We start from the raw sequence: 25,391 nt of genomic DNA, 5'->3' as shown, positions 1-25,391 counted from the left end.
TGGTAACCCAACGCCACGACCCGCTTACCTTGGTGGGTTAGCTGTGATAGTCGGGCCTGCCAAGCCGCTTCATCAACGGTCTCGCCCTGTTCTTTCATCTGGCGGATCAGGGTTTGTGGGGCACCTTTAACCAATAACCACCGCTGATCCTTGAAGTCAACCAGTCGCGCAGAGTAACGGGTGGCTGAGTCAAACGGCTGTGAATCAATCTCTTGTGGGGCTGGATCATGGCCCACCAACTTGTGATAAAGCGCCGTCAACGCCCCATCGGTTGGCTCACCCGTCAATACCCACTGACCGTCTTCCTCATGGAATTCTGCGTCAGAGGTTTGCCCAGCAATCTGTACTAACCACTCTAAGTCAGGATCTTCTTGCCAAGCGACTCGTTGGCCTTCATCATTTTCGACTTGCCCCGTAGCATCGTAGCCCACGCCAGACACGGTATACGTATCCTGAGTCGTTAATACATCGGTGACGGTCATTTCATTTTTGGTCAAGGTCCCGGTCTTATCGGTATTGACAATATCCACTGCACCCAACGTTTCTACCGCGGGCAACGTCTTGACGATCACATTTTGTTTCGTCATCGCCTGCGTCCCCATCGCTAACACCACTGAGGTACTAGCTGGCAAACCTTCGGGCATCGACCCAACGACCATCGTAATGACGGCCACCAACAAGACTGGCAGACTGTAAACGTGGGTCATCATTCCCAAGATAAATAACAGCACAGCCGCAATTAAAATGGCGATGGATAACCCTAAACCTAAGCTATTCAGGTTCTTCATCAGTGGAGTGGCCTGCTGCTTCACATCAGCCACATTTTGCTGGATACTTCCGATTTCAGTTGCTGAACCGGTCGTGGTCACGATACCTCGCGCCGATCCACTGGTTACCGCCGTTGAAGCGAATGCCTGATTAGACCGTTCAGCCAACGGTAAGGTCGCCGCTGACAACGGATCTTCTCCTTTTTCAACTGAATCGGTTTCCCCGGTCAACGCGGACTCTTGAATCTTCAAGTTGTCTGCGTTGATCAGCCGCATATCGGCTGGAACCGTATCTCCCGCTTCCAGTTGAACAAGATCACCAGCTACCAACTCTCGTGCTGGTAAGGTGACTTTTTGACCGTCACGAATGACGACGGCTTCAGAAACCAACAACGCCTTTATCCGGTCCAAGGCATTATCGGCCGAGCGTTCCTGGAAATAGCCAATGAACGCGTTGGCAATAATCACCAGCCCAATCACAATCGAATCGGAATAGTGGTGCATAAGAAAAGTGATCAAGGCCGCCGCAGCCAAAATATAAATAATCGAGTTGTTAAATTGCTTCAAGAAGCGCAACAAGTTCGATTGCTTTTTGGCGGTCAGTTCGTTAGGACCATTCTCTGTAAGTCGTCGCTTGGCCTCAGTAGTTGTTAACCCTTGCGTCTCGTCGGTTTTAAAATCAACAAGTAAGGACTCAGTCGAGCGTTGCCATAAAGGCGGCTGCTGGCTGGGTCCGGGGTCGGTGGTCTCTGTTTCAGTGGTTGTTGCCGTTATCTTTGATTCTTGCGCCATGAATAATGGTCTTCCCTTCGTTTAACAAATTTTAAATTAGCGGTCTGGAATTGGTAATGCAGCGTACAAGCGGTACAAGACGTCCACCTCCAAATCTTTTTAGTCGTTGATTGAATTTTACCAAGTTTTGGTCAGCTTTGCATCTGTTTTGGTCGTCTGCAATCAAAATTTAACAATGGGGTAAATCGATAATGGTCGTAATTAAGTAATCCTTGTGAAGATTGGCGTATCAACCTCCGCTAGTTGCTCGTCATGCTTAGCGGACACCTCATGAATAAATATACGCTGATTTTTACCTTTAAAATTCAACAGTAACCCTCTCAGTACAAGTCATTTACAATATCTGTGATATTTAAAATCGGCCCGTAAAATTGTAATATTACAAATTGCCAAAATCGCCCGCAGCCCTTGATTTCTTTGTTATTATAAAGATGTCGTAAAACAATTGCTTAACAAACTGACGACAAACTAAAGCTTTTTTGGTAACAGTCGGCGGTGTACCCGGAAAATGCACCGTTAGTTACTGTGTCCAATTGAATAATTAACCTTATTGAATCAGACTAAATCCCAGTTCGATTCAATGAGGTTAATTTTTTTGCACAAAATGACTGCCGCAATGATGACTGCGGCAGTCATTTTACTGATTATCATCCGGATCGTCAGGTGTGGTTAATGTTTTAGCCAATCGCTGTAAGACTTGTAGTAATTCGATCCGTTCCGAATTGGAATAGTCTGCCAAGTGCTGACGTAACCCAGCCTCGCGGGCAACCTTAATTTGTAATAAAGCGCGTTTACCCTGATCGCTTAAGGTTAATTGCCGAATCCGTTGATCCCGTCGCTCGACCTCCACGAGCCATCCCGCTGTGACCAACTTATCGACCTGACGACTGATTGACGAATGATTTCGCCCAATCTGATTAGCCAATTCACCGATGCTAATCTCCGGTTGCCGACCAATTCTAACAATGATGGGCAAGGCTGCCGGTTCTAACGTCAAATTAGCCTGCTTCAGTAACTGACGATCCTGCTGGGGTTGATTAAAAAACGTGACAATTTCAAACAATGCTTCAAAAATATCATTATCCATATTGTTATTATAACAGAAGCGTGCTAAGATGTGTGCATAATGCACGAATTAATGACACATTTAAGGAGCTTTTCATGACTAAAAAAATCGGTATCATTATCGGATCAACTCGACCCAACCGAATCAGTATGAGCATTGCCACTTGGTTACAAACGGCGATGGCCCAATCTGACCTTCAGATCGATCTCATTGACCTCGCTGACATTCAGTTGCCCTTCTTAGACGAAGTCGCTCAACCTTCAGATGGTCATTACGAGCTGGCACACACGAAGGCGTGGAGTCAATTAATTCAAAGCTACGATGGATTCGTCCTTCTCTTTCCCCAATACAATTGGGGGTATCCGGCACCTCTCAAGAATGCCTTGGATTATCTATACACTGAATGGCGCGGCAAGCCAGTTAGCCTGGTCTCCTACGGTGGTCATGGTGGATTTCAGGCCGCACTGGGCATGCAATTGGTTGTCCGTGGCTTAAAGATGCAGCTCATGAGTACTAACCTCCAACTGACATTAAAGAAGACCGACCTGACTGAAAACGAACAATTTATCGACGCCCAACAAGCCTTGGCACCTTACCAATTTTACGCGCAACAATTAGGCGCTGAATTTGTTCATCGCTTGACTGACTAAACTAAAATGTGTCCCCGTAGACTTTTAACGTCCACGGGGACACATTTTTATCATTATCAGTTTAAGCCTCCCAAACGTCTGTAGCAATCTGTTTGACTAGTTTGAGTTTTGCCCACTGCTGATCTTCGGTTAACGTGTTGCCTTCTTCCGTCGAGGCAAAGCCACATTGCGTTGACAAGGCCAAGTTGGCTAACGGCACTTGCTGAGCTGCAGCCTGAATCCGCGCCTTAATCACCGTTGGATCTTCCAATTCCGCGAATTTTGATGTAATCAGGCCTAAGACTAAGCGCTTATCCGGATCACCATGCCAGATTTTCCGCAGCGGCGTGAAATCACCGGCACGATCACTATCGTACTCAAGAAAAAGGCCGTCATAATGCAATTGACCTAGATAATCCGCCACGTCATCATAACCACCGGAAAAGAGATACGTTGACTTGAAGTTTCCCCGACAGATGTGCGTCGTTACCGTTAAATCATCTGGCAAACCCGCTAATAGTTGATTGATTACCCGCACGGCATCCGTCGCTAGCGTAACGTATTTCTGGTGGGCCGCTGCATCTGTCGCTGTTTCATTGAGCTTGCTAATCAGAAATGCCCACGTGGTATCGTCAAGCTGGATATAGCGACAGCCGAGGTCATAAAAATGCTGGATTGTGTCGTGATAAGCCTGGGCCAAATCATCCAGATAATCTGACCAAGTCTCATAATACGTGGCCCAATTGTCACTACGATTATCTCGAAATAGCATGGTCGGCGAGGGAATCGTTTGCTTAACCGTCACCCCTGCTGGGACCAAGCTCTGTAAATACTGAAAACTGGTGAAAAAGGGATGCTCAGGATTAAAGGCCACTTTCCCAATCAGATCGGCATTATCCGTTCGCGTCTGGCTCCCGTGAAATTTATAGCTTTGATGATAATCATAGTGTCCCACGCCAGTTAGGCCCCACAGAAAGTCCAAATGCCACCAGCTTCGGTTAAACTCACCATCAGTGACTGCTTTGAGGCCTAATGCCACCTGTTGGTCGACGACGCGCTTCGTTTCGGCTCGCTGGACGGTTTGCAACTGCTCTGCATCAATCTTTCCGGCCGCAAACTGGGCCCGGGCATCCTTTAAAACTACCGGTCGTAATAAGCTCCCGACGACATCATACCGATATGGAAATTTAATTGCCGTTACTGTCATTTGAATAACCTCCTAAAAGTCTGATGGCCTGCCCGTCAATCACGAAAAAACGCGTTCGTCCCCCGAACTCATTACTAAGTTCAAGGGACGAACGCGTCGTTTTACCACCCTAAATTCACAAGATCCTCACAGACCTTGCCTCAACGGTACCAGTTGATACCCGGAAAGCTAACGGTTCCTACCGACTGAGCAACGTGAATCGCTCAATAGCTATTAGGAGTTCATCTTCATGATACCGTGGTTGACCCGTTCTCACTGTTCGGGCTCACTGCACAACACGACTATCACTACTCTTCTCCGAGCTTTATTTATGACAGACCAATTAGAAATTAGTGGTAATTCTAAGCGTATTTCTCATTATTGTCAAGTTCGGGTTCTAATTCAAGAAACCATGACTTCTGAGATAATCCCGCGCAACGACTGCCGCTTTTTGGTGCTTTACGGATACTTGATAGTTCATTTTTTGCATATCCGTGGTTGTTACCTTCCCGGCTAACTTGTTGAGTGTCGTCCGTAGTTCAGGATGATCTGTCAATAGCTTCTCTGACATCAACGGTGCGCCCTGATATGGCGGGAAGAAATGTCGATCATCTTTTAAGACCACTAAATGATACTCTTGAACCTCCGGATCGGTGGTATAGCCATCAACCAAGTTCACCTTGCCGTTGGCAATTGCTTTATAGCGAATCGAGGGTTCCATCGTCTTAACACTAGCAAACTTCAACCCGTAAGCCTGCCGTAGTCCGGGATAACCATCTTTTTGTTGATTAAAGTCCGGGTCAAAACCCGCGTGAACCCGATTTTCAACCTGAATTAAGTCCGAAATCGTCTTAACGTGATACTTCTTAGAAAACTGACGCGTGACTGCCAAATCATAACCATTTTGGTAGGCCATGGGTTTCAAATAAGCCATCTGGTATTGTGACTTCAAGGCTGACTTAGCCAACTGGTAGGTTTTAGCCGGACTGTGACTGGCCGATTGCTTGGTTTTCACCAGCGATTCTAATACCGTTCCGGTAAATTCAGGATAAATATCAATGGAACCCGATTGCAACGCCTTAAACAAAAATGACGTCGCACCAAAATTAGCCTTCGTATTGACCTTAATATTCGGATGATCGTGTTCGATCAAGTCCTTATACATATTAATTAGAATCTCGGGTTCACTGCCCAATTTACCGGCAACGGTGAGCGTCGTTTGCGTGTTAGTCAATTGACGATAACCCGCAAAGCCACCAATTAGCACAACCAGTGTTGCTAACACAATCCCCGCCTTTTTAAAAGACAAGCGACCTAACCAGTCGATTCCCGCCCCAAAAACCAGCGCAAGAATCGCCGACAAGACGGCCCCAATAATTAGGAGCGCATTGTTATTGGTTTCAATCCCTAACAGAATATAGGTTCCCAGTCCGCCAGCCCCAATCAAAGCGGCCAAAGTGGCCGTTCCAATGATCATGACCATGGCAATCCGAATCCCTGAAATAATCATCGGCAAAGCTAACGGCAACTCAATCCGCAGTAGCTTCATCCGCCGTGACAACCCAAACGCTGTCGCTGCTTCCTCCAAACTGGGGTCAATGGTCGTTAACCCCGAATACGTATTCTGGAAGATGGGCATGACCGCGTAAATCACCAACGCAATAATCGATGGCACCGTTCCAATCCCCACCAGTGGAATTAAGATTCCCAACAATGCCAGACTTGGAATAGTCTGTAAGATGCTAGTGATCTGGAGCATCACCTTAGCCAGCCGTTGGTGATTCATCAAAATAATCGCGAGTGGAATCGCAATGACTGCCGCAATGAGTAACGATATCAACGATAAGCCGATATGTTGGCCGATGGACTGGACGATTTCACCGCCCTGCGTGTGTAAGATATGCCAAATTTGTTGCACGCTACTCCACCTCCGTTTGTGCCAAATAGTCTAATAAATCAGCGGTCGTCAATGTCCGATTCCCTGACGCAGTGCCAACGATAACTGGCCCTTGCTTTAAGGCCGCCGCTAGTTCATTGACCGTAGCCGTTACTGGTAACGTAGCGGCCGTTGTGGTGGTTGCACCATACCCCTGACTCACCAATACCTGGACTGTCGCCGGCCGGGGTGTATGTTCATTTTCAAAAAAGCCGCGTACGAACTCGTTAGCTGGATGGTGCATAATCTCTTCACCCGTACCAACCTGTTGAATGTGACCTAACCGCATGACCGCAATGTGTTGACCCAAGCGTAATGCTTCATGCATATCATGGGTGACAAAGACAAAAGTCATCTTGAGTTCGCGATGTAGTTGCAACACCAAGTCCTGTAACTGCTTGCGTGACAAGGGATCTAGGGCACTAAAGGGTTCGTCCATCAAAACAACCTTGGGCTTAATCGCTAATGCCCGAATAATTCCCACCCGCTGCTGTTCGCCACCGGAGAGTTCACTCGGCATTCGCGTGGCATATTGATCCGGGTCCAAATCGACTTGTTCTAACAACGCTCGGGCCCGGGCCACCCGTTCTTTTCGGGGCCACCCCAAAGATTCCGCTTGAATCGCAATATTTTCTTGAATGGTTAGATTCGGGAATAACGCAATGTTTTGTAAGACATACCCCATTTGTAACCGCAAATCACGTAGCTTATAGTCGATTAACCGTTGATTATCAAAATAAATATCCCCATCGGTTGGTTCAATCAACCGATTAAGCATCTTCAGTGTGGTGGTTTTACCACTCCCACTAGGTCCCACCAATACGAAAAAATCTCCGGTTGGAATCGTCAAATTCAGATCATCCAATGCCAATTGTTCCGTGTATTGTTTGCTAACCTGTTTAAACTCTATCATTGGGAACCTCCAAACCTCTATCGTTTTGCCCGATTACCATCATGGGCCTGTACGATTTCATTATACTAATATTTCGTTATTTACCTAAGAAAAGACCTCGGCCTATTGAACGGCAATAGCCCCTACTTTACATTTATTTCGCCTAACTGTTAATATTAAAAAGAAAGTCTTTACCCGAAAAAATTTGATAAAAAAAGGTGTTTACCGTGAGTGATCCCACAGACTTACAGATTATTAAGGAACTGAATCACAATTGCCGGATTAAGGTGACCCAACTAGCCCAACTCGTTCACCTAACACCCCCAGCCGTTGCGGCACGCATTCAACGCTTGGAAGATGCTGGCATCATTAAGCGTTACACCATCGAAGTTGACCTGGAAAAGATGGGCTTCATGCGACAAGTCTTCATTCAGGTTGCCGTTGCAGCCCAGCAACAATCAGCCTATCGTGAACTTATTCAAACCTATCGTCAAGACATTCGCCATCATTACCAAACGACCGGCGACTTTACCCATCTCATTGAAGGGGCCTTCCCCGATCAGCATCGACTGAGTCAATTCCTCCAAGCGCTAAGTATGGTAGCGACTTATCGCGTCATCGACGCCATTGACGAGTTATTTTGAGTATCAACACGGTTCATGAGCCAAAAAAGGCGGTGGCTTTAGCCATCGTCTTTTTGAATTGCTATTTGATATTTCTACAATACTATACTGTTCGATGTGGGCGGTTCTCTCCCAATTGGGAGAAACCCTTAGAATTTGACGACCATCCGGCCTTCAATCTTCCCGGCTTTCATCTCATCAATAATGTCATTAACTTCATCGAGTTTCCGGGTGGCTACGATTGGCGTGACATCCCCTTCAGCACATAGCTGGAAGGCTTCAGCTAAATCTTGTCGCGTTCCTACCAGAGAACCAGCGATTTCGATACCATCCAAGACCACTTTCACGATGGATACTTCCATGGCACCCTTTGGCAGCCCAACGGCAACGACGCGAGCACCAGCCCGCACAGACCCAATCGCTTGGTCAAAGGCAATTTGTGAAACGGCAGTAACCACTGCGGCGTGGGCACCACCGATTTTATCTTGCACCCAAGCGCCAGAATCTTCTGTCTTAGAATTGAAGGTTAAATCAGCGCCGACCTTTTTAGCACTGGCTAGTTTATCATCATTGATATCGATCGCAATAACGTGGGCCTTAAAGACATTCTTCGCCCATTGGATGGCTAAGTTTCCGAGACCACCACAACCATAAATAGTGACCCATTCACCAGGATGTATGTTGGCAACTTTTAACGCCTTATATGTGGTGACTCCAGCACACGTGATCGAGCTGGCTTGCACGGGATCAAGATTTTCTGGTACCTTGACCGCATAATCAGCTTTCACGATAACCTGTTCAGCCATCGCACCATCCACGTTGAACCCGGCATTTTCAACGTTCCGGCACAGTGTTTCACGGCCGGTCAAACAGTATTCACAGTGACCACACCCGGCAAAGAACCAGGCGATTGATACTCGGTCCCCCACCTTTAAGCTGGTGACGTCACTCCCAATTTCTTTAACCCGGCCAACCCCTTCGTGGCCGATCACTCGACCAGCAGTGTTGCCAAAGTCACCTTGAGCGACGTGTAAATCAGTGTGACATAAACCACAATATTCCACATCAACTAAGGCTTCATTGGCCTTAATTTCCCGTACTGGTACCTCTTTAATATCTACATACCCATCTAAACTATCACGAACAACTGCAGCTTTCATCACGAAAACTTCCTTCCTCAAGATATTGGTTTAATGGTGTGTCTAATGGTTTACTAGTAGGCAATTCTCATTATGCGTAAGCGCTTACATGATGTCAACACCTTTATTTATCAGGACCTTATGCCTAATTTTCTTTCCTATAAGTCACTTACTTTGTAAAGCTCTTCACAGATTTACAAATGGTACCCCATTATCTAAAAATAGCCCTAATCATTCATGCTTTCATGAATCAAATTTTCATTACTAATCAGATCCAACGCCTACCTTGACCAGTCCCCTAAAAAGTGCTGTAATCAAGTTGGGAGCTTGGTTATTTTCATTAACCAATTACAGTATCGCGTTTCAACTTAAACTAATGAGGTGGAAAAAATGGATGAAGTTGTGCAAGCACTCAGTGACGTCATCAAGCTCAACACAGTTAATGGTAACGAAAAGATTGTTGCCGACTACTTAGCTGACTTATTGGCCAAGCATGGTATTGATAGTAAGGCGGTCGCTTACGAACCTGATCGGGTCAGCCTAGTGGCCGAGATCGGCGACGGTAACGGCCCTGTCGTGGGATTTGATGGTCATGAGGATATCGTGGCTTTGGGTGACGCTGCCAAGTGGGACGCAGACGCTTTGTCTGCCAAAATTGCCGATGGTAAAATGTTTGGTCGAGGCACTACAGATATGAAATCTGGCTTAATGGCTGGTGTCTTTGCGATGATCCATTTGAAGGAAAATAACGTGCCACTCCATGGGACGTTACGTTTAATGGCGACGGTCGGTGAAGAATATGGTCAATTTGGTGCCCGGCAGTTGGCTGAAGCTGGCTATGCCAAGGACTTAGATACGCTCATTGTCGGTGAACCCAGCGGTGTCGTTAAGCAAGCAGTCGCCACCCCGCAAATTCAACAGATGTTGCAAATTAACCAAGATAGCGCTAATAAATTAATGGCGGCCAATCAAACAACTGAGCAACACTTTATTGAGTTGGCACACAAGGGCTCTTTAACGTATACAGTGAGTGCTCAAGGTGTGGCGGCACATAGTTCAATGCCAGAAATTGGTAAAAATGCCATTGATTCACTGCTAACCTTCTACCAAAAACAACAGGCCTACTTCGCGACTATCACCGATAAGAAGAATCCGGTCTTAGGGGCCACGGTTCCCGTTGTCACTCTGATTCAGGGTGGCGAGCAGATTAACACGGTTCCAGCCAGTGCCTCGATTTCGGTTAAGATTAGAACCATTCCGGAAGTGCCGAACACCAAGTTAGCCGCTGATATCCAGCAGCTCATCGACGAGCTAAATGCTAACGGGGAACAACTGTCCCTAGATATTCACAGTAACCTGTATCCCGTGCACACTGCCGATGATGCGCCAGTGGTTAAAGCGGCTAAGGAAATCGGTGAGACCGACTTACAACAAGTCTTACCGCTCATCGGGGTTCCTGGTGGGACTGACGCGTCATCCTTCGTTGCGGTTAATCCAGATATCGACGTCGTGGTCTTTGGCCCGGGGAACATCACGGCCCATCAAGTGAATGAATACGTTGACTTAGACATGTATCACCGCTTCATCACCATTTATGAAAAAATGATTACACGTTTGCTAGCTTAAATTCAGTCCTAACTAAAAAGCTTCCCTCAATCTGATTGGGGAAAGCTTTTTTACTGCCTTAACTGGGAACATCTCCCAAAGTCCAAGTGATCGTACTCGTATAGTTACCACTCACAGCGCCACCATCGACGGCTAGTAAGAGCCCCTGATCGGCAGACCAATTCCCCATAACATCATAAACGCCGTCGTGATCACGGTCATCTGTGGTGTGCCAAACAATCGGGGTTGGTACCTCGTCAATTGCGACTGACCCATACGCATCAACATACATCGGCCCCCCAGCCAAAGCCGTCCCGTTATCAGCTACAAACGGGGTTGCCTGAACATCCAGCACCCATTGGCGGCCAGTTCCACGGGTATCACTCACGGCTAAGCGCCAGTCATCTCCCCGTTTAACCACCTGATCTTGACCGGTTAAAGTGGCCGTCTGAAAATGGCTGGTAGACGCGACATCGCTAAATTTCAAGTCACCAGCAACCGTAATGGGCACGGTCACCGTGTTCGAGGTATCACCCGTGTCAGCAGTTGCCACCAACGTTAAGGTGTTGGTCCCCGCCTGCAAATCACTAGCCGCCAGTGGCAGTGAAAAGGTGCCATCAGTCGCTGGGGTAATGGCGGTAAGCCGCGTCCCGTTTAACACGGGGTGAATCGTGACTTGCGGTGGCGCCGTGGCGCTCGTGTTCAGGTGCACTTTGCCGGTCATCACCGTATCAGTTTCTGGTTTGAGTGCTAACGGGTTGTCACTCGTGACACTCAGATTCAAATCAACATTGGGATTAAGCTGGAAGCTCGGCGTATCGGCGGTGCCCACGTAAGCATTTGAGACAAAGGTGCTCGTGGTTGCCGGAACCGTCGTGCTTTTAGCGACCTCATCAGCTTCTCCGGTTAGACTAACGGTCGCTGCGTCGTTAGTCTGATTAAACGACTGGTGGAGCGCTGCCGTTAGCTTTTGTTGACTAATTTGACTCGCATCAAGTGTTTCCGCTGGTTGATTTGCATAGGTAATCTTGGCGGTCTCATAGCTGATATTAGCGGGTAATTTCAAATGGCCCTCAATGCTCGACCATGACTGACGACCGCCATTATACGCAAGATGGTAATCTACTTGTAGTTTATCGTGACTCACCACACTGTGAGAACTATCTACCGGTTGCTTCTGAGTCAGATCCGTCATCGTTGCCGTGGTATTGGCTTCTACTAGGCCGGGAACACTTTCAAATACCACTAGGTTATTTTCATACCGTGATCCAGTCGCACCAGTAAAGCCCCACCGTATTTTTCCGGTATTGTTCGGGTCAATCTTAGTTGGATCAATCGTGACCGTCCGGCTTACACCTGGCTGCACGGCACCGGTTTGCGGGTTTTTATCGTTAAACGTATACGTCATCTGCTTAGCGGCCGCTTTCCAAGATAAGGTCACATGGTGCCATTGACCGTTCGATAAAAAATTCGGCTGTGACTCGTCCGCAATTACGCCAAGATGGTTGAGTCCGTAATAATAGTTATCTGGCTGAATGACCCCCAACACGGGAAGGCCGTGGTCGACATGGCGAATATACGACGACCCATCGCCGGGATAGTTGGACCCAATGTGAACGGCTGGCATACCGATGTCAAATGAGTTGGCATAGCCGGCAGCCTTACCGCCAGTACTGGCATTCCGATTGGTATCAAATTCCAGGGCCCAGCTATCTTGAATAGCGGTCTGCGCTAGTTTATCGACCGAGCCTTGGCGTTTAGCCATATCGACACCCCAGACACCTAGGGTTTCGCCAATGGCCTTTCCCGGCGTTGGATAATCCGGTATGGCCGCCACGCCTCTGGGATCATTTTGCAAGACAAAGGCCATTCCGTCGGCGGCCTGGGTCCCCTGATTGCCAAAATATAACCACATGGAGGCTGTCTCATCCTGTGTTAAATCAAAGTAGTTCTCATCTGTCGACCAAATCGACCCAAATTGGTAGGTGTTGTTATTCACCATGGCGATCTGGGTTCCCGGTGTCGCCGGATTAGTCGCGTTCACAATGGCTGATGAGCTATAACCAGACGTATCAACCGTTAAAATCGCATTATCTTTATTCAACGAAATTCCCTGCGGAGCCGTTGCCAACGCATCATCATAATCACTATCGGCCCGAGCAATCGTGCTAACACCCAAAGCTAACACTAGTGCAAGCAGGCCAGCACCCCATCGCCATTTTAGCACCGCCAACTCCCCCTTTCCCCAATACGCAATTACCCGGCCGGTCATTGCGGCGCGTCATCCAGTTGCCACGTTAAGGTTGTGGTATATAATCCGGCCACTTGTCCAGCCGGCACAGTTAGTTGAATGGTGTTGAGCGCATAGGTTGCGACCCACTGACCTAAGCCACCATTCTGCGGTGCCGACCAGATCACTTGATCGCTATCAGATCCAGCCACACTGACTTGATTGGCCGTTGGCGGCGTTGATGAATTGCCGGTGTTAGGCGACATAATCGCTGGCGTGCCAAGCAACAGCATGGCTCCACGCAAGGAATCCCCCACTTGATCTGTAAAACCAGAGCTTTTAAGTTGAACCGCCCAGCCACTCGTGAGCCCGGGATTGGTCACTTGTAACGGCTGATCCACCGTGGCAGCCAGATAACGGCCGGACTGGGTGTTCGGCGTGCTATTTTCGCCAAAATCAATATTGGGCACTGCATCTAAGGTCGGTACTGCATCAACGGCTGTTGCTACGGTTGCCGTTTCCTGGTCAACATTCCCAGTTGATTGAGCAGCTGCCGCATCAACCGGGAACGCTAATACGCTGATTATGAAAAGACTAATGGCGACAGTTAGTCGCCGTTTGGGGGCATGATGAGTCATCAGCTTCACCTCCCTGACCATGACCGTAAAGCATTAAGCCACTAGTTAGCGGCTTTGAAAGTTAACCAATCCCCACTTCAAGTCATCTTGAATAGTAATCGGTCGTAGAAAAAAAGACCAGCTTTTAGCCGGTCTTTCGTATTTAGTGCTTTAGTGATGAAAGTCGCTCACCGTTAAGGCTAGTAACTCAGTTAGCCACTGATGGGCTGCCTCGTCAGCGGATGCTTGAATGGTGAATCCCAACGGCGAAAAGAGCGCAGCGACCGCCGACCATTGAACGTGACCATCTGCTAAGAAGCTTTTGGTCAACTGCTCGCGTTGCTTAGCCGTAATCGGCGTCGCCATAATCGGCGTCGCCATAATCGTTAGTAAGTTCACCGCCAATTGATCGGCAACTAGTGCGGCCCAGGCCGTCGCTGTCAGGGGTTTGATAATCCGCCGCGGTGTTGCGAGCGGCACCACCGGGCCCTCACGTAACAAGAACTTTTGCCACGCCATGACCTGCTCCAGCAAGACGGCATAAAATTGCCACGGCACCTGATTACCAATTCGTTTAAACGTCGTCGCCGTAATTGCTGCAATATCCCACCGTGGCTGTTGTTCTCCTTGAGCCAACGCCGTTTGTAGCCATTCGCTAAAGAACCGTTGCACAGTGGCGTCCACAGTTGCTGGTAACCGATTGCCTTGTACCAAGTGATAGCGGCCCAACAAGAAGTCCTCAACCTGATCCCAAGCAATTGTACGACTGGCCTGCTGGCGTTTCTTTCGTTTAAGCTGTCGGAGTTGTTTTAAGCGACTCGATTTACCATAATTTCCTGGCCGACTCATCGTTTAACCCCATTTCATGACTTGTTTGCTTTTTCTCGTGGTTGATACTTTCTGAAGTAAATGATGGTCATCACCATTAAGAACACCACACCTACCAGAATTGAAACCCGTGTTTCTGGATTCAAAAACATGAAAATCAACGTAATCGCTAAGAATACTAGCGTAATATAGTTGGACCAAGGCGCAAATGGCATTTTGAATGGATGCTCCGCCATGTGCTGCTGGTTTTGTTTGCGAAAGGCAATTTCACTAATCAAAATCACGAACCATGGCACCATGCCGGGTAGCACGCTGGAGCTGTAAACCATCACGAAGATTTGACTGGCATCCTTGAAGTACATGGGCAAGACCACATTTAAGACCACCCCGATACCAATCCCAATGGAGATTGCTACCACGGAGTAAAAAGGCACACCGTGACGATTTAACAAAGTCATCTTCTTTGGTAATTGGTGCTTCTCCGCTAGGGTAAAGGCCATCCGACTGGCACTGTAAATCCCGGAATTGGAACCGGACAACGCCGCTGTGATCACCACAAAGTTAATGATGGAGGCCGCTGCGGTAATCCCGATCTTCGCAAACGTCTGAACAAATGGCGACCCAATTTGGTTCAGCTGATTCCATGGATAGATGGCGACAATCACAAAGATCGCTCCCACGTAAAAGATCAAAATGCGGGCCACCGTTGACCGAATCGCGGCGACCAAAGTGTGTTGCGGATTCTCCGCTTCACCAGCCGTGACACCAATCAATTCAATCCCCTGATATGATGCCAACACAATGGCTAACGCATAAATAAACCCTTTGGCACCGCCAGTGAAGAAGCCACCATTACGCCATAAGTTACTGATACCGATCGCATGACCGCCATTACCAAACCCAAATAAAATGAGACCTAAACCGGCAATAATCATTAAAATAATCGTAACCACTTTAATCAAGGCAAACCAAAATTCTAGCTCGCCAAACATTTTTACTGAAATCAGATTGGCAATACAGAGGAATGTAATCGCGACTAATCCTGGAATCCAATCCGGTAGGTTGGGCCACCAAAATCGGAAATAACCGCCTAACGCGATCATTTCACTCATCCCCACCACAATGAATTGAAAAATATTACTCCATGCTGTGAGGAACCCAAAGACTGGATGCATATATTCCGAGGCAAACGTGGCAAAGGACCCCGTTGTGGGGTGCACATACAACATTTCACCTAAAGCCCGCATAATCAAATAGAGAAAAACGCCAGAAATAATATAGGCAATGAGGACGGACGGGCCCGTCCACTTAATGGTGGAACCAGACCCCATAAATAGTCCAACGCCAATCGTACCGCCCAGTGCAATCATCTGCATTTGACGGGCGCTCAGTCTTCTTTGCAATCCAATTCCCTCTTTCTGTTCAAAATATTAAAACTTTATTAGGAAATGCTACCTGATTTAGACGTTTTTCGCAATCGTTTTTTCTTATTTTGATTACAAACTAGCCCAACTCTCTATCCAGTATGCCGCAAAATAGGGATTCTTTCAATGGTTCTCACCGATCCGTAATGCTTTCCGCCAGTCTTCTAAACATGCGTTTTATTTGAGTCGTTGTAGCCGTGCCGCCTTCCAGACACGCGTCTCATGTGAGTGGCTGTGGGCACGAGTAATAACCAACACACCAATGCTAATATTCACAAAACAACGAGATAGACTTGTTCTAATTGGACTTAACCAGTGCGACCCGGCCACACCACCGTAGCCCGGGCGAAAAGTGGCAAATGGGCTCAGTACCGTTGCTATCCTTAGTGCGCGAGTTTAGCGCGCTTAGGATAAGACCGAGCTTTAAGACAAGTGGGCTTTACTTGGCTTAAAGTCGTATCCGGTACGTTCCAGCCCCTTTGGCGCGACCAGAGGGCGGGCAATCATCACCCGATTTAAAACACAAGCGGGCAGACCCCACTTCAATTCAAAAATAAAAAAGCGCATCTCATCATGAGATACGCCATCACTTGGCTTACTTCGTTAGTAATTTTTCGTAGACAAAGCAAATGTCGGATGGATTGTAAACACCATCGATTTCGCCGACCTTTTGAAAACCAAACTTTTCGATCAAGTGTTGCATCTTCTTGTTATCTTTGTGAGTATCAATCCGGATGCTTTCGCTTTCAGGATGATGTTCACCAATATAGCTAAACAGATCTTGGAATAGTTTAGACGCATATCCTTGGCCTTGGTGGTGAGAGAAGATGGCTACCCGGTGAACCGTCACGTATTTATCCGTTTGCTTTAACCACTCACCTTGCAACGTATCATAGGAATGATCTGGCGCTTGCACAATCGCCGCCACCCCTAATGTTTCGTGGTCATCACTATTGTAGATAACGGCTCGACCATTAGCGATATCATCCTTAATCACATCACGGTTAGGATAGTTGTCTTGCCATTGATCAATCCCGGCATCGGCTAACTGTTGCTTGCCATCTTCGATAATGTCACAAACTAAATCCAATTCTTCAATCTTTGCCTTACGTAAGTACATTTTACCTTCACCTCGTCATTAAATTCTCTAAGCTAAACTGGTTAACACACGTTGGGCCAACTGATCGACACGTTGCCAATCGGCATCGTCGGGGTCCTGATCGATCTTCACGGAGTCGGCAACCTGTTCACCGTTGCTTGAGTTTAACTGCATGGTCAAGTAATCGACCGCGCGACCGAAGTGAATATGTTTCTTAGAGCTGGAACCAAGAACTGCAAACTTTGTCCGTGCCAAATCAACTTCTTTTAAATCTTCAAAGAAGTCTTGGGCTTCATCTGGCAGATCACCATCGTGGTACGTATACGTAACCACAATAACGGCATCGTTTTCGGATAATGCAAACGCATCGGCTTGTGAGATTTCTGTGACCACCGTTTGGACTTTAGACGCTAATTGCGCTTGTAAATGTCCGGCAATGGCTTGGTTCCGACCAGATTGACTGGCATAAATAATTTGAATTGCTGACGTCATAATTTAGGGTCTCCTCGTTCAAAATAGACTAGCGACTGTCACAATTTCGCTAGAAACTGCTAAGTATTATAGCCCTTTTTACTGAGTTTCCCTAGTAAAAAGACGCAATTTTTGGGGTTTTTTTCTGGTTCCGTTTGCATAAAAGTACTGATACTATGCGGTTTACTTTAGTTTACTCGGTTATTCATGTGGCCGCACTAGACAAAGCACGGCTTGTGCCTTATCAGTAAGTCAGACCATGTAGATCACTATCCGCCAACGTGTTGGCAATCCCGGGGACCGCAAAACCATTTAATTGTCGAAATTCGCGCCGCAACTGTTGGTAGCCAGGAAGAGCGGTGGTAAAGGTCGCCGGGGTTAATTGCGGCAACAACTGCATCACTTGTGCCTGCACTGCTGGCGATAACTCAGCGGCATCTGGACGTAAGCGCCCCCGCTCATCCAGCTCACGGTGATCGCCGTAGATCATTTGCCGCATTAATCGGTCAATCTGCTGGACGGGGACTTCATGACCCCCAGTTGCTTGCTCAACTTGATACAACGCCATGCAGTAACGCGAAAAACCGGGGATCACCATGGAGGCTTTGGTCGTCACTGACCGATTAACGCTGATCAAGGCCTCACCACCACTGGGCGCTAATAACGTTTGCAGGCGCTGGGCACTGGCTTCGGCTGCCCGCTTAGCCTGACCCAGTGTGCCATCATGATAGATTGGCGCCGTGGCAGTCGGCCCTTCATAGGAATATAAAACTGTCTTAAACTGGGGAGCTAACACCCCGGCAGCCTGTAACGCGTGGACCCATAATTCCCAATCTTCGCCCCCCATGACATGAATTGTGGCAGCCAGTTCGGTAGCAGTGGCCGGGGGCACAGTCGTCGACACTATTTTTTCATGCTCCAAATCTAACGTCGCATCCGTGACGGCTTGGCCCAGCGGCTTAATCACTGAGCGCCAGACCTCGGTGGGATTCACCGGATTCACGCGCTTAGGCGCAGCAATCGAGTACACCAACAAATCGATAGCGCCACCAAAGTGCGTTTGAATCTCCTCGATCACTGCCCGTTTCGTGGCCGGTGAAAAAACATCTGCATTCAAGTTGCGGGCGATATGGCCCGCCTGCTCAGCGGCTTGTTTAAAGTAAACTTGATTCCACCAGCCAGCACTGCCTAAAGACTCACCTTGTGGTGGCCGATCATAGCCGACTGATAATGTGTCAGCCCCGGCGCCAAAAGTTGCCGTTAAGCGGCTAGCTAGTCCATAACTCGATGAACCGCCCAAAACTAAAACGCGGCGGGGTCCCGGATAGGTTCCCTGATTCGTAATCGCTGTCATTTGTTGGGTCATCATTGCTCGTAATCCCAAGGGGTTCACAGACCGCGCCACATTACCTGTTATTTTTTCAGTCAACTGCACGTGGGTCATCATGTCATCACCTTTTTACTTATTTCCTCTAACTTACCACTTTGGTCGCGAAAAGCGGTAGATTTACCCTGCTAACGTAAAAAAGCGCGCCACCAATAATCAAACACTTGGTGAAACGCGCTAAATTCATTTATTTTTGGCAATGATTACTTCGTCAGATCGGAGTCGGCTAACAACTGACGGACTTCATCAGTCGTATGCGTCTCCATCATAGCGTTACGTAGGCTCGCCGCATTACGCTGGTTGCGCACATAAATTTTGAAGAACCGCTTCAATGACGCAAAACGCGAGGTATCAAATCGTTGGGCAAACTCATCGTAGAGATCCAATTGGTAATTTAGTAGACCCAACAGTTCTTTAATGTCATGTTCTTGTGGTGTCGCTTCAAACGCAAAGGGGCTAGTGAAAATCCCCCGCCCAATCATAATACCATCAACTCCGGGGTGCGCCTGGGCTAGTGCCACACCATCCGTATAGTTTTCGATATCCCCATTCAATTGAAGTAACGTATCCGGCGCAATCTCATCCCGCAACTTAACGATGTCATCAATCATTTCATAATGGGCCGGCACCCGACTCATTTCCTTTTTCGTCCGCAAATGAATCGTCAATAATGGAATATCTTGTTGGAACAAGAAAGTTAACCAGTCACGCCATTCATCCAATCGGCTGTACCCCAGTCGTGTTTTGACACTGACTGGTAGTCCGGCCGTTTTAGCACCCGCAATTACCGCCGCTGCACTATCGAAATTACGGATTAGATCACTACCACCATGATTTTTGATAACCGTCGAATCGGGACAGCCCATATTGATATCAATGGCCTCATACCCCAAGTCCTTGACCGCCTCCGCAGCCCGAGCAAAGGCTTCACCATCATTCCCCCACAATTGGGCGACTGGCATGTGGGCCTCTTCAGGGGCAACGTATAGCCGGCCAGCCACGGTAAACTTGGCTTTGGGATGGGTAATGCTAATGGCATTGGTGAACTCCGTAAAAAAGACATCCGGCGCCGCAGCTCTCGCGACGACCCGCCGAAAAATAGCGTTGGTAACGGCCTCCATGGGCGCCAAACTAAAAAAAGGTCGGTTTTCCGCCCGCGCGTGGTCAGCAATTTGTTGCCAATAAGTTGAATCAGGCACGATAAAGTCTCCTCTATAACTTAAATTTGATGTTTAATCCGGTTTAACGCAGTTCCTACATTTTAACACGTTTGGTCTTAGAAACCAGCAAAAAAGGCCGTAACCGCAGTCACCGCCTTTTTACTGGTTTCTCCCCTACTCGTCTGACCACCACTTATTGTGTCACGGTAATATCCCCATCATCCGTGGACAATCGGTATTGCGCACTGGCAGCGCGCCGCAACCAGTAACCACTAGACCGCGAGTGACCCACGACATGAATTTCATCATCGCTATCCGTGGTCGTCACCTTAGCTCCCGCGGCTGGCGCAATTCGCGCTGAAATATCGCCATCAGTCGCCGTTGCCTTTAGAGTCCCCATTAGTCGATTATCGTGTAACTGAATATCGCCGTCACTAGCGACCACGTGACCACCGCCCAATTGGGTTGTGGCTAAGCGAACATCGCCATCTCCACTGATTACACGGTTATTGACTGCTTTAAAATGGCTCTGCGTGAGGCTAACGTCCCCCTCCTCAGCAGTTAAATCCACGCGATCTGCTTTGACCTGTTTACCACTAATGTCACCAGCGGTCGTATCCACGGCTAAGGTCTTCGTTACGCGAACATCATTAAAACTGACGTCATCTGTGGACTTGACGGAAATTTGTTTGACGGTCATCTTTTTTAAAGATAGCTCTCCGCCCTCACGCTTAGAAACAATGCTATCTAACCGCTGTGTTTTAGGTACCGTGATAACGACACCGCGTTTATCACCGTTACTACTAAAGTTAATTCCGCCACCATCACTTCCAAAGCCTAAAACATAGTTCATAGTTGTCGAACCCCCGGTAACTGTCAGTGTCCCCTGACTGACCCGTGCGCGAAGCCGATTATTAGCACTACTGAAATTATGTAGCGTCACCTGGCGTGTGTCGCCTTGGCGAATCGTAACCGGCGCTGTCGTATCAATCACAATGCGTCGATAACTGTCTAACCGCTGGCGTTGTTTTTTCTGTTGAATCACTTCAAATCGCCGATCTTGGTGGTTCCACACAACCGGCTTATCACCACGATGTTGCCAGCCACAACCTAACAAGATCGCCCCAAGAATCAAAAGACCTCCGCTGACCATTAAACTTCGCTTCATAGTTTCCGCCCCCGTTCCGCGCGACTTCGTGGAATAAAGCGGTCATAAATCCCCTTGGCCGCCCACGATAAGCCACTAATCAATTTGATTCCCAACCACTTGATGACTAACCAACCTAATAGACTGGCGCCCAATGACAGACAGCCGACACCGAGATAAAAGACCCCCGTCCAAGGCGCCTGAAATAACATCACAATTCCCACAATCGTGGCTACGACACCTACAATCACGATGCTAGCAAAAACAGCTAAAGCCGCGACCGCTAATCCAAATAAAACAGCGGCAAAAGCAATAAATAGCGCACCAACTACCAATAAAATGGGAATCGTAATAGGCGTCGATAATAGTGCCAAAATAATTAACCAAACTGTTTTAACATTATCTTTAGTTGCCTGTACCGAGGAACGTGTTCGTCCTGAAGTCTGATCTCCTCCTTGTTCTGATAAACGGATCGAGTAATCCGCCAAAATCTTGCGCGCTAATGACCGCGGCGTCCCCAACTCATCAACTGCTTGCTGGTAAGTCTCAAGGTTAGCATCTAATAAGTATTCTCGATAATAATCCACAACATCATGTTGCTCCGCCGTCGTTAGTTGGCCGATCAGGCGATGGACCGCCTGTAAGTAATCATTCATGTGTGTTTCCCCCTAATAACGTCGTAATCGCTGGCTGAAACGCTGCCCAGTCCGTTTGAATCTCGGTTAAGCGCGTACGACCCGATGCCGTTAACTGATAATAGCGTCGGTTACGCCCCTGAAAAGGCTCATCGTAGGTTGTTAACCAGCCATTCTTTTTCAGCCGTCGCAAGACCGGATACAACGTTGACTCTGAAATTGGAATCTGCTGGCGCACTTCTTGGGTTAGCGTATAACCGTAATAATCTCCCCGAGTCAACAGGCCCAAGACGCAACCGTCTAATAGTTCAGTTGGAATTTGAATAGCCATTAATTTTCCTCCTCAATACTATACGACGTATAATATAGATTCACTAATAATATACGACGACAAAAATCATCTGTCAATGTGCATCTATAAAAAAATAAATAGCCACTTTCATTGACAATTTATTGAGCGGCCAACATACTGTAATCAATCTCGTGGAAGTGAGGACCATTATGACTAATCAAGCTTTGTTAATCATCGACTACACTAATGACTTTGTTGCAGATTCGGGAGCCTTAACCTGTGGTCAGCCGGGACAGTTGCTAGCCCCCACCATTACGGAGCTGGCCCAACAAGCCCAGCAAGCTGGCGACTGGGTGTTACTCCCAACCGATGTCCATACCCCCGATGACCCTTATCATCCTGAAAGTCGCTTATTTCCGACGCATAACGTTGCGGGGACCTGGGGGCATGAGCTCTATGGCCCGGTCAAAGACTGGTTTAATCAAAACCAGTCGGCAGATAATGTCTGGCAGTTCGCTAAGACCCGCTACAGTGCCTTCGCCGGTACTGACCTTGATTTGCGCTTACGCGAACGCCATGTCGATACGTTAGTCTTAACGGGCGTCTGCACCGACATCTGTGTCCTACATACGGCTGTCGATGCTTACAACTTGGGTTATCAATTGGTCGTTCCAAAGAATGCCGTTGCCAGTTTTGATGCAACTGGACATACTTGGGCCCTTCGCCATTTTGAAACGGTGTTGGGTGCTAAGATTATTTAGACGTTAAAAAACCGTTGCCCACAGTTGAAGGGCAACGGTTTTTCAAATTAATCGAGTACAAATGTATTGAATGAGTTCGGCGCTAGTGTTACCTGAATTCCCTCATCCGGTTGATCAGGATCGGCAAAGGTAAACGGTAATTCGCGATTTAATGCATTCTGAACAACGACGACCACTTGGCCATCCGGATTGCGAAAAGCCTTTCCCATTGAGTTAAAATGTCCCGTTGTCGCTAATACGCGAGCCCCTGGCTTCACATAATGTGCATAGTGCCGCATAACATAATATTCAGGATTACGGGTGACTGCTTGTGTCTTAGAATCAATTGAAAACATCGAGTTTTGGTGCCATCCCCATGTGCTAATGGTATCACCTAGAATCATATTCCAATACGTGTAAGCTGTTGCTCCTGCTGTGAAGTAATGGTTGACCAAATGGAAAATATATTCAGCATATTGCCACGTATTTTCACCATAACCACATTCCGATTCAGTCTGAATCAGCTCCATTTCTGGCCACGACGCATGCGTCCGTTCGATAGCATGTTGCCCAGCCCATTGATACCCAATTCCTGTGATGTATTTTCGGGCCTGGTCATCAAATAAAATGTTATCAACGTATCGATTATAGTTATCCATTTTAATGCCGGATGCATCAAATGACATGTCCTCTGGACCATTCAGCGTCCCCAGAAATATTTCAGTATCCAAGTTATTTTGCTTGAACGTCGGGCCAAGATAATCTCGAATAAAGATACGTAAGTCTTCACTATGCCATCGACAGGATGGAAACTTCTGGTCGGCAAATACTTCATTTTGCGGGCAAACACGTTGAATATGAATACCTATTTTTTCATAAGCCCGAATGTACTTGACGAAATAATCCGCATACGCCTGTAAATTCTCAGGTGTCATCACAATTCGTCCAAAGTTATAGACTTTAGGAAACTTCATCCAAGTCGGCGGTGTCCACGGACTGGCAAATAATTCCAAATTTGGTTGATAACGCTGGGCATTTCTAATATAGGGAATCAACGTCTGTTCATCGTGGGCTACTGAGAAATCATCCAGTGCATAATCCCCATCGCTTTCATCATAACTGTACCAAGTTTCTGCAAAATCATTCGCCCCAATTGGGGTCCGATTAAAGGTAAAGTTCAGCCCTTCTGGTGAAAATAAATCACGATAAATCATTTGCTGCTGATCATCGGGTAACTTACTGAGGGGTAGGTACCCCAGTTCATTAAAACAACCGCCAAATCCCCGCAATTTCTGTAACTGTTCTCCTGTCAATTGCAAATCTGGCGAGGTGGTTGCTGTAATCGTTGTGGGTGTTTTCTCAGTTAAATACGCATCCGGCGTACTTTCAATCCAAGTTGTCATCTGTTATCCTCCTCAATATATTTGTAGCGCTTACAATCTTCCAAATTATTTAGTTGATCGGATCATCTGAATGAAGATACATGCTAATAAGACAAAGACAATCGCGATTGGGAAAACCAACTTGTAGCCACCCATAACAACAACGATACTGGTCACAATGGGTCCAACCGTTTGTCCCAAGGTTGTCGCAATATTTAAGATTCCCAAGTCTTTACCAGCCTCTTCTTTATTCGGTAAAACATCAATATTCAAGGCCTGGTCGACCGCACCATAAACGGCATATCCCAAACCGGCAAAACCGGCAAATAAAATCATTGAGGTTGCCGAACGCATTACCCAAGGTAGCAGGTAGCCAATCGCTAGTAAAATAGCAGAAATAATAACGGGTAACTTTCGTCGACCGATTGCATCAGAAATCGCACCAGAGGCTAAAGACCCAACTAATCCCACAATCATCGTAACAACCGACATCACTGAAATGGTGGCCGCTGCACTAGTTTTTCCTTGGCCAATGTAGCTTTCCAAAATGTATAACTGATAATTCAGAATCATATAATAACTAAAGATTAACAGCGTACGGCCTAAAAAAGCTAACCAAAAATCACGGGCACCCTTTAATGGTGGTCGAAATGATGCTAGTAATTCACTAAAACCACCCGCAACAGCTGGTAAATCTTTCGAAGATGGTTCAGTCGGCCAGACAATGACTGTACAAATGCCTGCAACCCCCATTAAAACACCGGCAATCACAAATCCAGGAATTTGTAAGGTGATAAAATAAGCGCCAATTAGAGTTCCCAAGGAAGTTCCACAAGTCGTTCCAGCAGACATAAATGCTGACATCGTTGCTCGCATATCGTCTGAAACACGATCAGATAGTGTTGCAATAACTGGTGCGATCATCATATTTAAGCCAACCATGCTAATACAATAAGCCACGCCAATCGTCCACGCGTTATTCAAGATTCCAATTGCAAATAAGGAAATTCCGCCAACAAGTCCACCACCAATAACCCAAGGCGTCCGTCGACCTAATCGCGACCGCGTACGATCGGACAAATTTCCAAAAACTAAATTAGATAGTAATGATGCAATGGCTGTTGCCGCATTAAGAACACCGAAAATGGCTGTTGAAGCTGTCGGTCCCACTAAATCCTTCAGATGTTGTGGTAATAAAACAGCAGAAACAATTCCTAAACCACCCATCCATAACAGCGCGAAGATAAAGAAGCTAATAGAAAACCGAACTTTGTGAGCTTTACTCATCGTTAATTTCGATACAACTGTCTCGCTATTTTTTGCTGTATTATCCATGTTTTTTCT

The 25,391-nt window shown here is 47.2% G+C and carries 23 protein-coding genes; 4 read left to right on the top strand and 19 right to left on the bottom strand.

Going from position 1 to position 25,391, the window contains the following annotated elements; translation table 11 throughout:
• Positions 1-1,559, bottom strand: a 1,559-nt coding sequence (locus FC61_RS08920) for an HAD-IC family P-type ATPase (protein ID WP_155516310.1), incomplete at its 3' end; no start/stop codon positions are given.
• 637 nt (positions 1,560-2,196) lie between these two features.
• On the bottom strand, positions 2,197-2,691 hold the full coding sequence (locus FC61_RS08915) for a MarR family winged helix-turn-helix transcriptional regulator (protein WP_011667054.1): 495 nt from the start codon (positions 2,689-2,691) through the stop codon (positions 2,197-2,199).
• Between the two features lie 29 nt (positions 2,692-2,720).
• Here FC61_RS08915 and FC61_RS08910 point away from each other — a divergent pair, with 29 nt between their 5' ends.
• The gene (locus tag FC61_RS08910; protein ID WP_035464495.1) at positions 2,721-3,275 is read left to right on the top strand and encodes an NADPH-dependent FMN reductase; all 555 of its coding nucleotides are present in this window, start codon (positions 2,721-2,723) and stop codon (positions 3,273-3,275) included.
• A gap of 61 nt (positions 3,276-3,336) precedes the next feature.
• Here FC61_RS08910 and FC61_RS08905 read toward each other — a convergent pair whose 3' ends face one another.
• The 3 genes from FC61_RS08905 to FC61_RS08895 form a co-directional block, all read right to left on the bottom strand.
• Complete coding sequence (locus FC61_RS08905) at positions 3,337-4,461, bottom strand: vitamin B12 independent methionine synthase (protein ID WP_021741662.1); 1,125 nt, start codon at positions 4,459-4,461, stop codon at positions 3,337-3,339.
• A gap of 376 nt (positions 4,462-4,837) precedes the next feature.
• A complete protein-coding gene (locus FC61_RS08900; protein WP_021741661.1) occupies positions 4,838-6,358 on the bottom strand; it encodes an ABC transporter permease/substrate-binding protein in 1,521 nt (506 codons plus the stop codon).
• Between the two features lies 1 nt (position 6,359).
• Positions 6,360-7,289, bottom strand: coding sequence for an ABC transporter ATP-binding protein (locus FC61_RS08895; RefSeq protein WP_021741660.1), 930 nt, complete (start codon positions 7,287-7,289; stop codon positions 6,360-6,362).
• 206 nt (positions 7,290-7,495) lie between these two features.
• On the opposite strand from FC61_RS08895, the gene FC61_RS08890 reads away from it, so the two are divergent.
• Entirely contained in the window at positions 7,496-7,912 is a 417-nt protein-coding gene (locus FC61_RS08890) for an Lrp/AsnC family transcriptional regulator (RefSeq protein ID WP_024525852.1), read from the top strand.
• Between the two features lie 128 nt (positions 7,913-8,040).
• On the opposite strand, the gene adhP is transcribed toward FC61_RS08890, so the two are convergent.
• Positions 8,041-9,051, bottom strand: a complete 1,011-nt coding sequence (gene adhP / locus FC61_RS08885) for an alcohol dehydrogenase AdhP (protein ID WP_021741658.1) — start codon at positions 9,049-9,051, stop codon at positions 8,041-8,043.
• A gap of 369 nt (positions 9,052-9,420) precedes the next feature.
• Between adhP and FC61_RS08880 the strand changes: the two genes are divergently transcribed.
• The gene (locus FC61_RS08880; RefSeq protein WP_021741657.1) at positions 9,421-10,656 is read left to right on the top strand and encodes an ArgE/DapE family deacylase; all 1,236 of its coding nucleotides are present in this window, start codon (positions 9,421-9,423) and stop codon (positions 10,654-10,656) included.
• Positions 10,657-10,714: 58 nt separating this feature from the next.
• On the opposite strand, the gene FC61_RS08875 is transcribed toward FC61_RS08880, so the two are convergent.
• The 11 genes from FC61_RS08875 to FC61_RS08825 all read right to left on the bottom strand — a co-directional run bounded on the left by FC61_RS08875 (position 10,715) and on the right by FC61_RS08825 (position 21,964).
• Complete coding sequence (locus tag FC61_RS08875; protein ID WP_035464497.1) at positions 10,715-12,862, bottom strand: lectin-like domain-containing protein; 2,148 nt, start codon at positions 12,860-12,862, stop codon at positions 10,715-10,717.
• Positions 12,863-12,903: 41 nt separating this feature from the next.
• Positions 12,904-13,503 carry a WxL domain-containing protein gene (locus FC61_RS08870; protein WP_035464493.1) on the bottom strand — a complete coding sequence of 200 codons (600 nt, stop codon included), beginning with the start codon at positions 13,501-13,503 and terminating at the stop codon, positions 12,904-12,906.
• A gap of 150 nt (positions 13,504-13,653) precedes the next feature.
• Positions 13,654-14,331, bottom strand: coding sequence for a hypothetical protein (locus FC61_RS08865; protein ID WP_021741654.1), 678 nt, complete (start codon positions 14,329-14,331; stop codon positions 13,654-13,656).
• 14 nt (positions 14,332-14,345) lie between these two features.
• Positions 14,346-15,713, bottom strand: a complete 1,368-nt coding sequence (locus tag FC61_RS08860) for an amino acid permease (protein WP_015473150.1) — start codon at positions 15,711-15,713, stop codon at positions 14,346-14,348.
• A 616-nt stretch (positions 15,714-16,329) separates the two neighbouring features.
• Positions 16,330-16,854, bottom strand: coding sequence for a GNAT family N-acetyltransferase (locus FC61_RS08855; protein WP_021741651.1), 525 nt, complete (start codon positions 16,852-16,854; stop codon positions 16,330-16,332).
• A gap of 27 nt (positions 16,855-16,881) precedes the next feature.
• On the bottom strand, positions 16,882-17,325 hold the full coding sequence (locus tag FC61_RS08850; protein ID WP_021741650.1) for a flavodoxin domain-containing protein: 444 nt from the start codon (positions 17,323-17,325) through the stop codon (positions 16,882-16,884).
• 223 nt (positions 17,326-17,548) lie between these two features.
• A complete protein-coding gene (locus FC61_RS08845; RefSeq protein ID WP_042516680.1) occupies positions 17,549-18,751 on the bottom strand; it encodes a trans-2-enoyl-CoA reductase family protein in 1,203 nt (400 codons plus the stop codon).
• Positions 18,752-18,894: 143 nt separating this feature from the next.
• Positions 18,895-19,890, bottom strand: coding sequence for a tRNA dihydrouridine synthase (locus FC61_RS08840; RefSeq protein WP_035463980.1), 996 nt, complete (start codon positions 19,888-19,890; stop codon positions 18,895-18,897).
• A gap of 154 nt (positions 19,891-20,044) precedes the next feature.
• Complete coding sequence (locus tag FC61_RS08835) at positions 20,045-21,019, bottom strand: DUF4097 domain-containing protein (RefSeq protein ID WP_021740858.1); 975 nt, start codon at positions 21,017-21,019, stop codon at positions 20,045-20,047.
• The gene (locus FC61_RS08830; RefSeq protein WP_021740859.1) at positions 21,016-21,654 is read right to left on the bottom strand and encodes a DUF1700 domain-containing protein; all 639 of its coding nucleotides are present in this window, start codon (positions 21,652-21,654) and stop codon (positions 21,016-21,018) included. Before FC61_RS08830 ends, FC61_RS08835 begins: the two co-directional genes overlap by 4 nt.
• Complete coding sequence (locus FC61_RS08825) at positions 21,647-21,964, bottom strand: PadR family transcriptional regulator (protein WP_021740860.1); 318 nt, start codon at positions 21,962-21,964, stop codon at positions 21,647-21,649. The genes FC61_RS08830 and FC61_RS08825 overlap by 8 nt, the downstream gene beginning before the upstream one ends.
• A 167-nt stretch (positions 21,965-22,131) precedes the next feature.
• On the opposite strand from FC61_RS08825, the gene FC61_RS08820 reads away from it, so the two are divergent.
• Positions 22,132-22,686: a cysteine hydrolase family protein gene (locus tag FC61_RS08820; protein WP_035463984.1), complete on the top strand. Its 555-nt coding sequence runs from the start codon at positions 22,132-22,134 to the stop codon at positions 22,684-22,686.
• A 47-nt stretch (positions 22,687-22,733) separates the two neighbouring features.
• Here FC61_RS08820 and FC61_RS08815 read toward each other — a convergent pair whose 3' ends face one another.
• Positions 22,734-24,068 (bottom strand): glycoside hydrolase family 30 protein, encoded by a 1,335-nt coding sequence (locus tag FC61_RS08815; protein ID WP_021740862.1) that lies wholly within the window; start codon positions 24,066-24,068, stop codon positions 22,734-22,736.
• Between the two features lie 45 nt (positions 24,069-24,113).
• Positions 24,114-25,382, bottom strand: a complete 1,269-nt coding sequence (locus tag FC61_RS08810) for an MFS transporter (protein ID WP_021740863.1) — start codon at positions 25,380-25,382, stop codon at positions 24,114-24,116.
• Between the last annotated feature and the right edge of the window lie 9 nt (positions 25,383-25,391).

Origin of the sequence: Levilactobacillus brevis ATCC 14869 = DSM 20054 (genome assembly GCF_001433855.1) — a bacterium.
Lineage (GTDB): Bacteria > Bacillota > Bacilli > Lactobacillales > Lactobacillaceae > Levilactobacillus > Levilactobacillus brevis.
This window is presented reverse-complemented; position numbering and strand designations above follow the sequence as displayed.

Excerpts from the sequence above, each read along its gene's own strand:
- FC61_RS08855 (WP_021741651.1), bottom strand. The coding sequence starts at position 16,854 with ATGTACTTACGTAAGGCAAAGATTGAAGAATTGGATTTAGTTTGTGAC.
- FC61_RS08870 (WP_035464493.1), bottom strand. The coding sequence starts at position 13,503 with ATGACTCATCATGCCCCCAAACGGCGACTAACTGTCGCCATTAGTCTT.
- FC61_RS08830 (WP_021740859.1), bottom strand. The coding sequence starts at position 21,654 with ATGAATGATTACTTACAGGCGGTCCATCGCCTGATCGGCCAACTAACG.
- FC61_RS08825 (WP_021740860.1), bottom strand. The coding sequence starts at position 21,964 with ATGGCTATTCAAATTCCAACTGAACTATTAGACGGTTGCGTCTTGGGC.
- FC61_RS08910 (WP_035464495.1), top strand. The coding sequence starts at position 2,721 with ATGACTAAAAAAATCGGTATCATTATCGGATCAACTCGACCCAACCGA.
- FC61_RS08810 (WP_021740863.1), bottom strand. The coding sequence starts at position 25,382 with ATGGATAATACAGCAAAAAATAGCGAGACAGTTGTATCGAAATTAACG.
- FC61_RS08865 (WP_021741654.1), bottom strand. The coding sequence starts at position 14,331 with ATGAGTCGGCCAGGAAATTATGGTAAATCGAGTCGCTTAAAACAACTC.
- FC61_RS08845 (WP_042516680.1), bottom strand. The coding sequence starts at position 18,751 with ATGATGACCCACGTGCAGTTGACTGAAAAAATAACAGGTAATGTGGCG.
- FC61_RS08880 (WP_021741657.1), top strand. The coding sequence starts at position 9,421 with ATGGATGAAGTTGTGCAAGCACTCAGTGACGTCATCAAGCTCAACACA.
- FC61_RS08850 (WP_021741650.1), bottom strand. The coding sequence starts at position 17,325 with ATGACGTCAGCAATTCAAATTATTTATGCCAGTCAATCTGGTCGGAAC.
- adhP (WP_021741658.1), bottom strand. The coding sequence starts at position 9,051 with ATGAAAGCTGCAGTTGTTCGTGATAGTTTAGATGGGTATGTAGATATT.
- FC61_RS08835 (WP_021740858.1), bottom strand. The coding sequence starts at position 21,019 with ATGAAGCGAAGTTTAATGGTCAGCGGAGGTCTTTTGATTCTTGGGGCG.
- FC61_RS08895 (WP_021741660.1), bottom strand. The coding sequence starts at position 7,289 with ATGATAGAGTTTAAACAGGTTAGCAAACAATACACGGAACAATTGGCA.
- FC61_RS08815 (WP_021740862.1), bottom strand. The coding sequence starts at position 24,068 with ATGACAACTTGGATTGAAAGTACGCCGGATGCGTATTTAACTGAGAAA.
- FC61_RS08905 (WP_021741662.1), bottom strand. The coding sequence starts at position 4,461 with ATGACAGTAACGGCAATTAAATTTCCATATCGGTATGATGTCGTCGGG.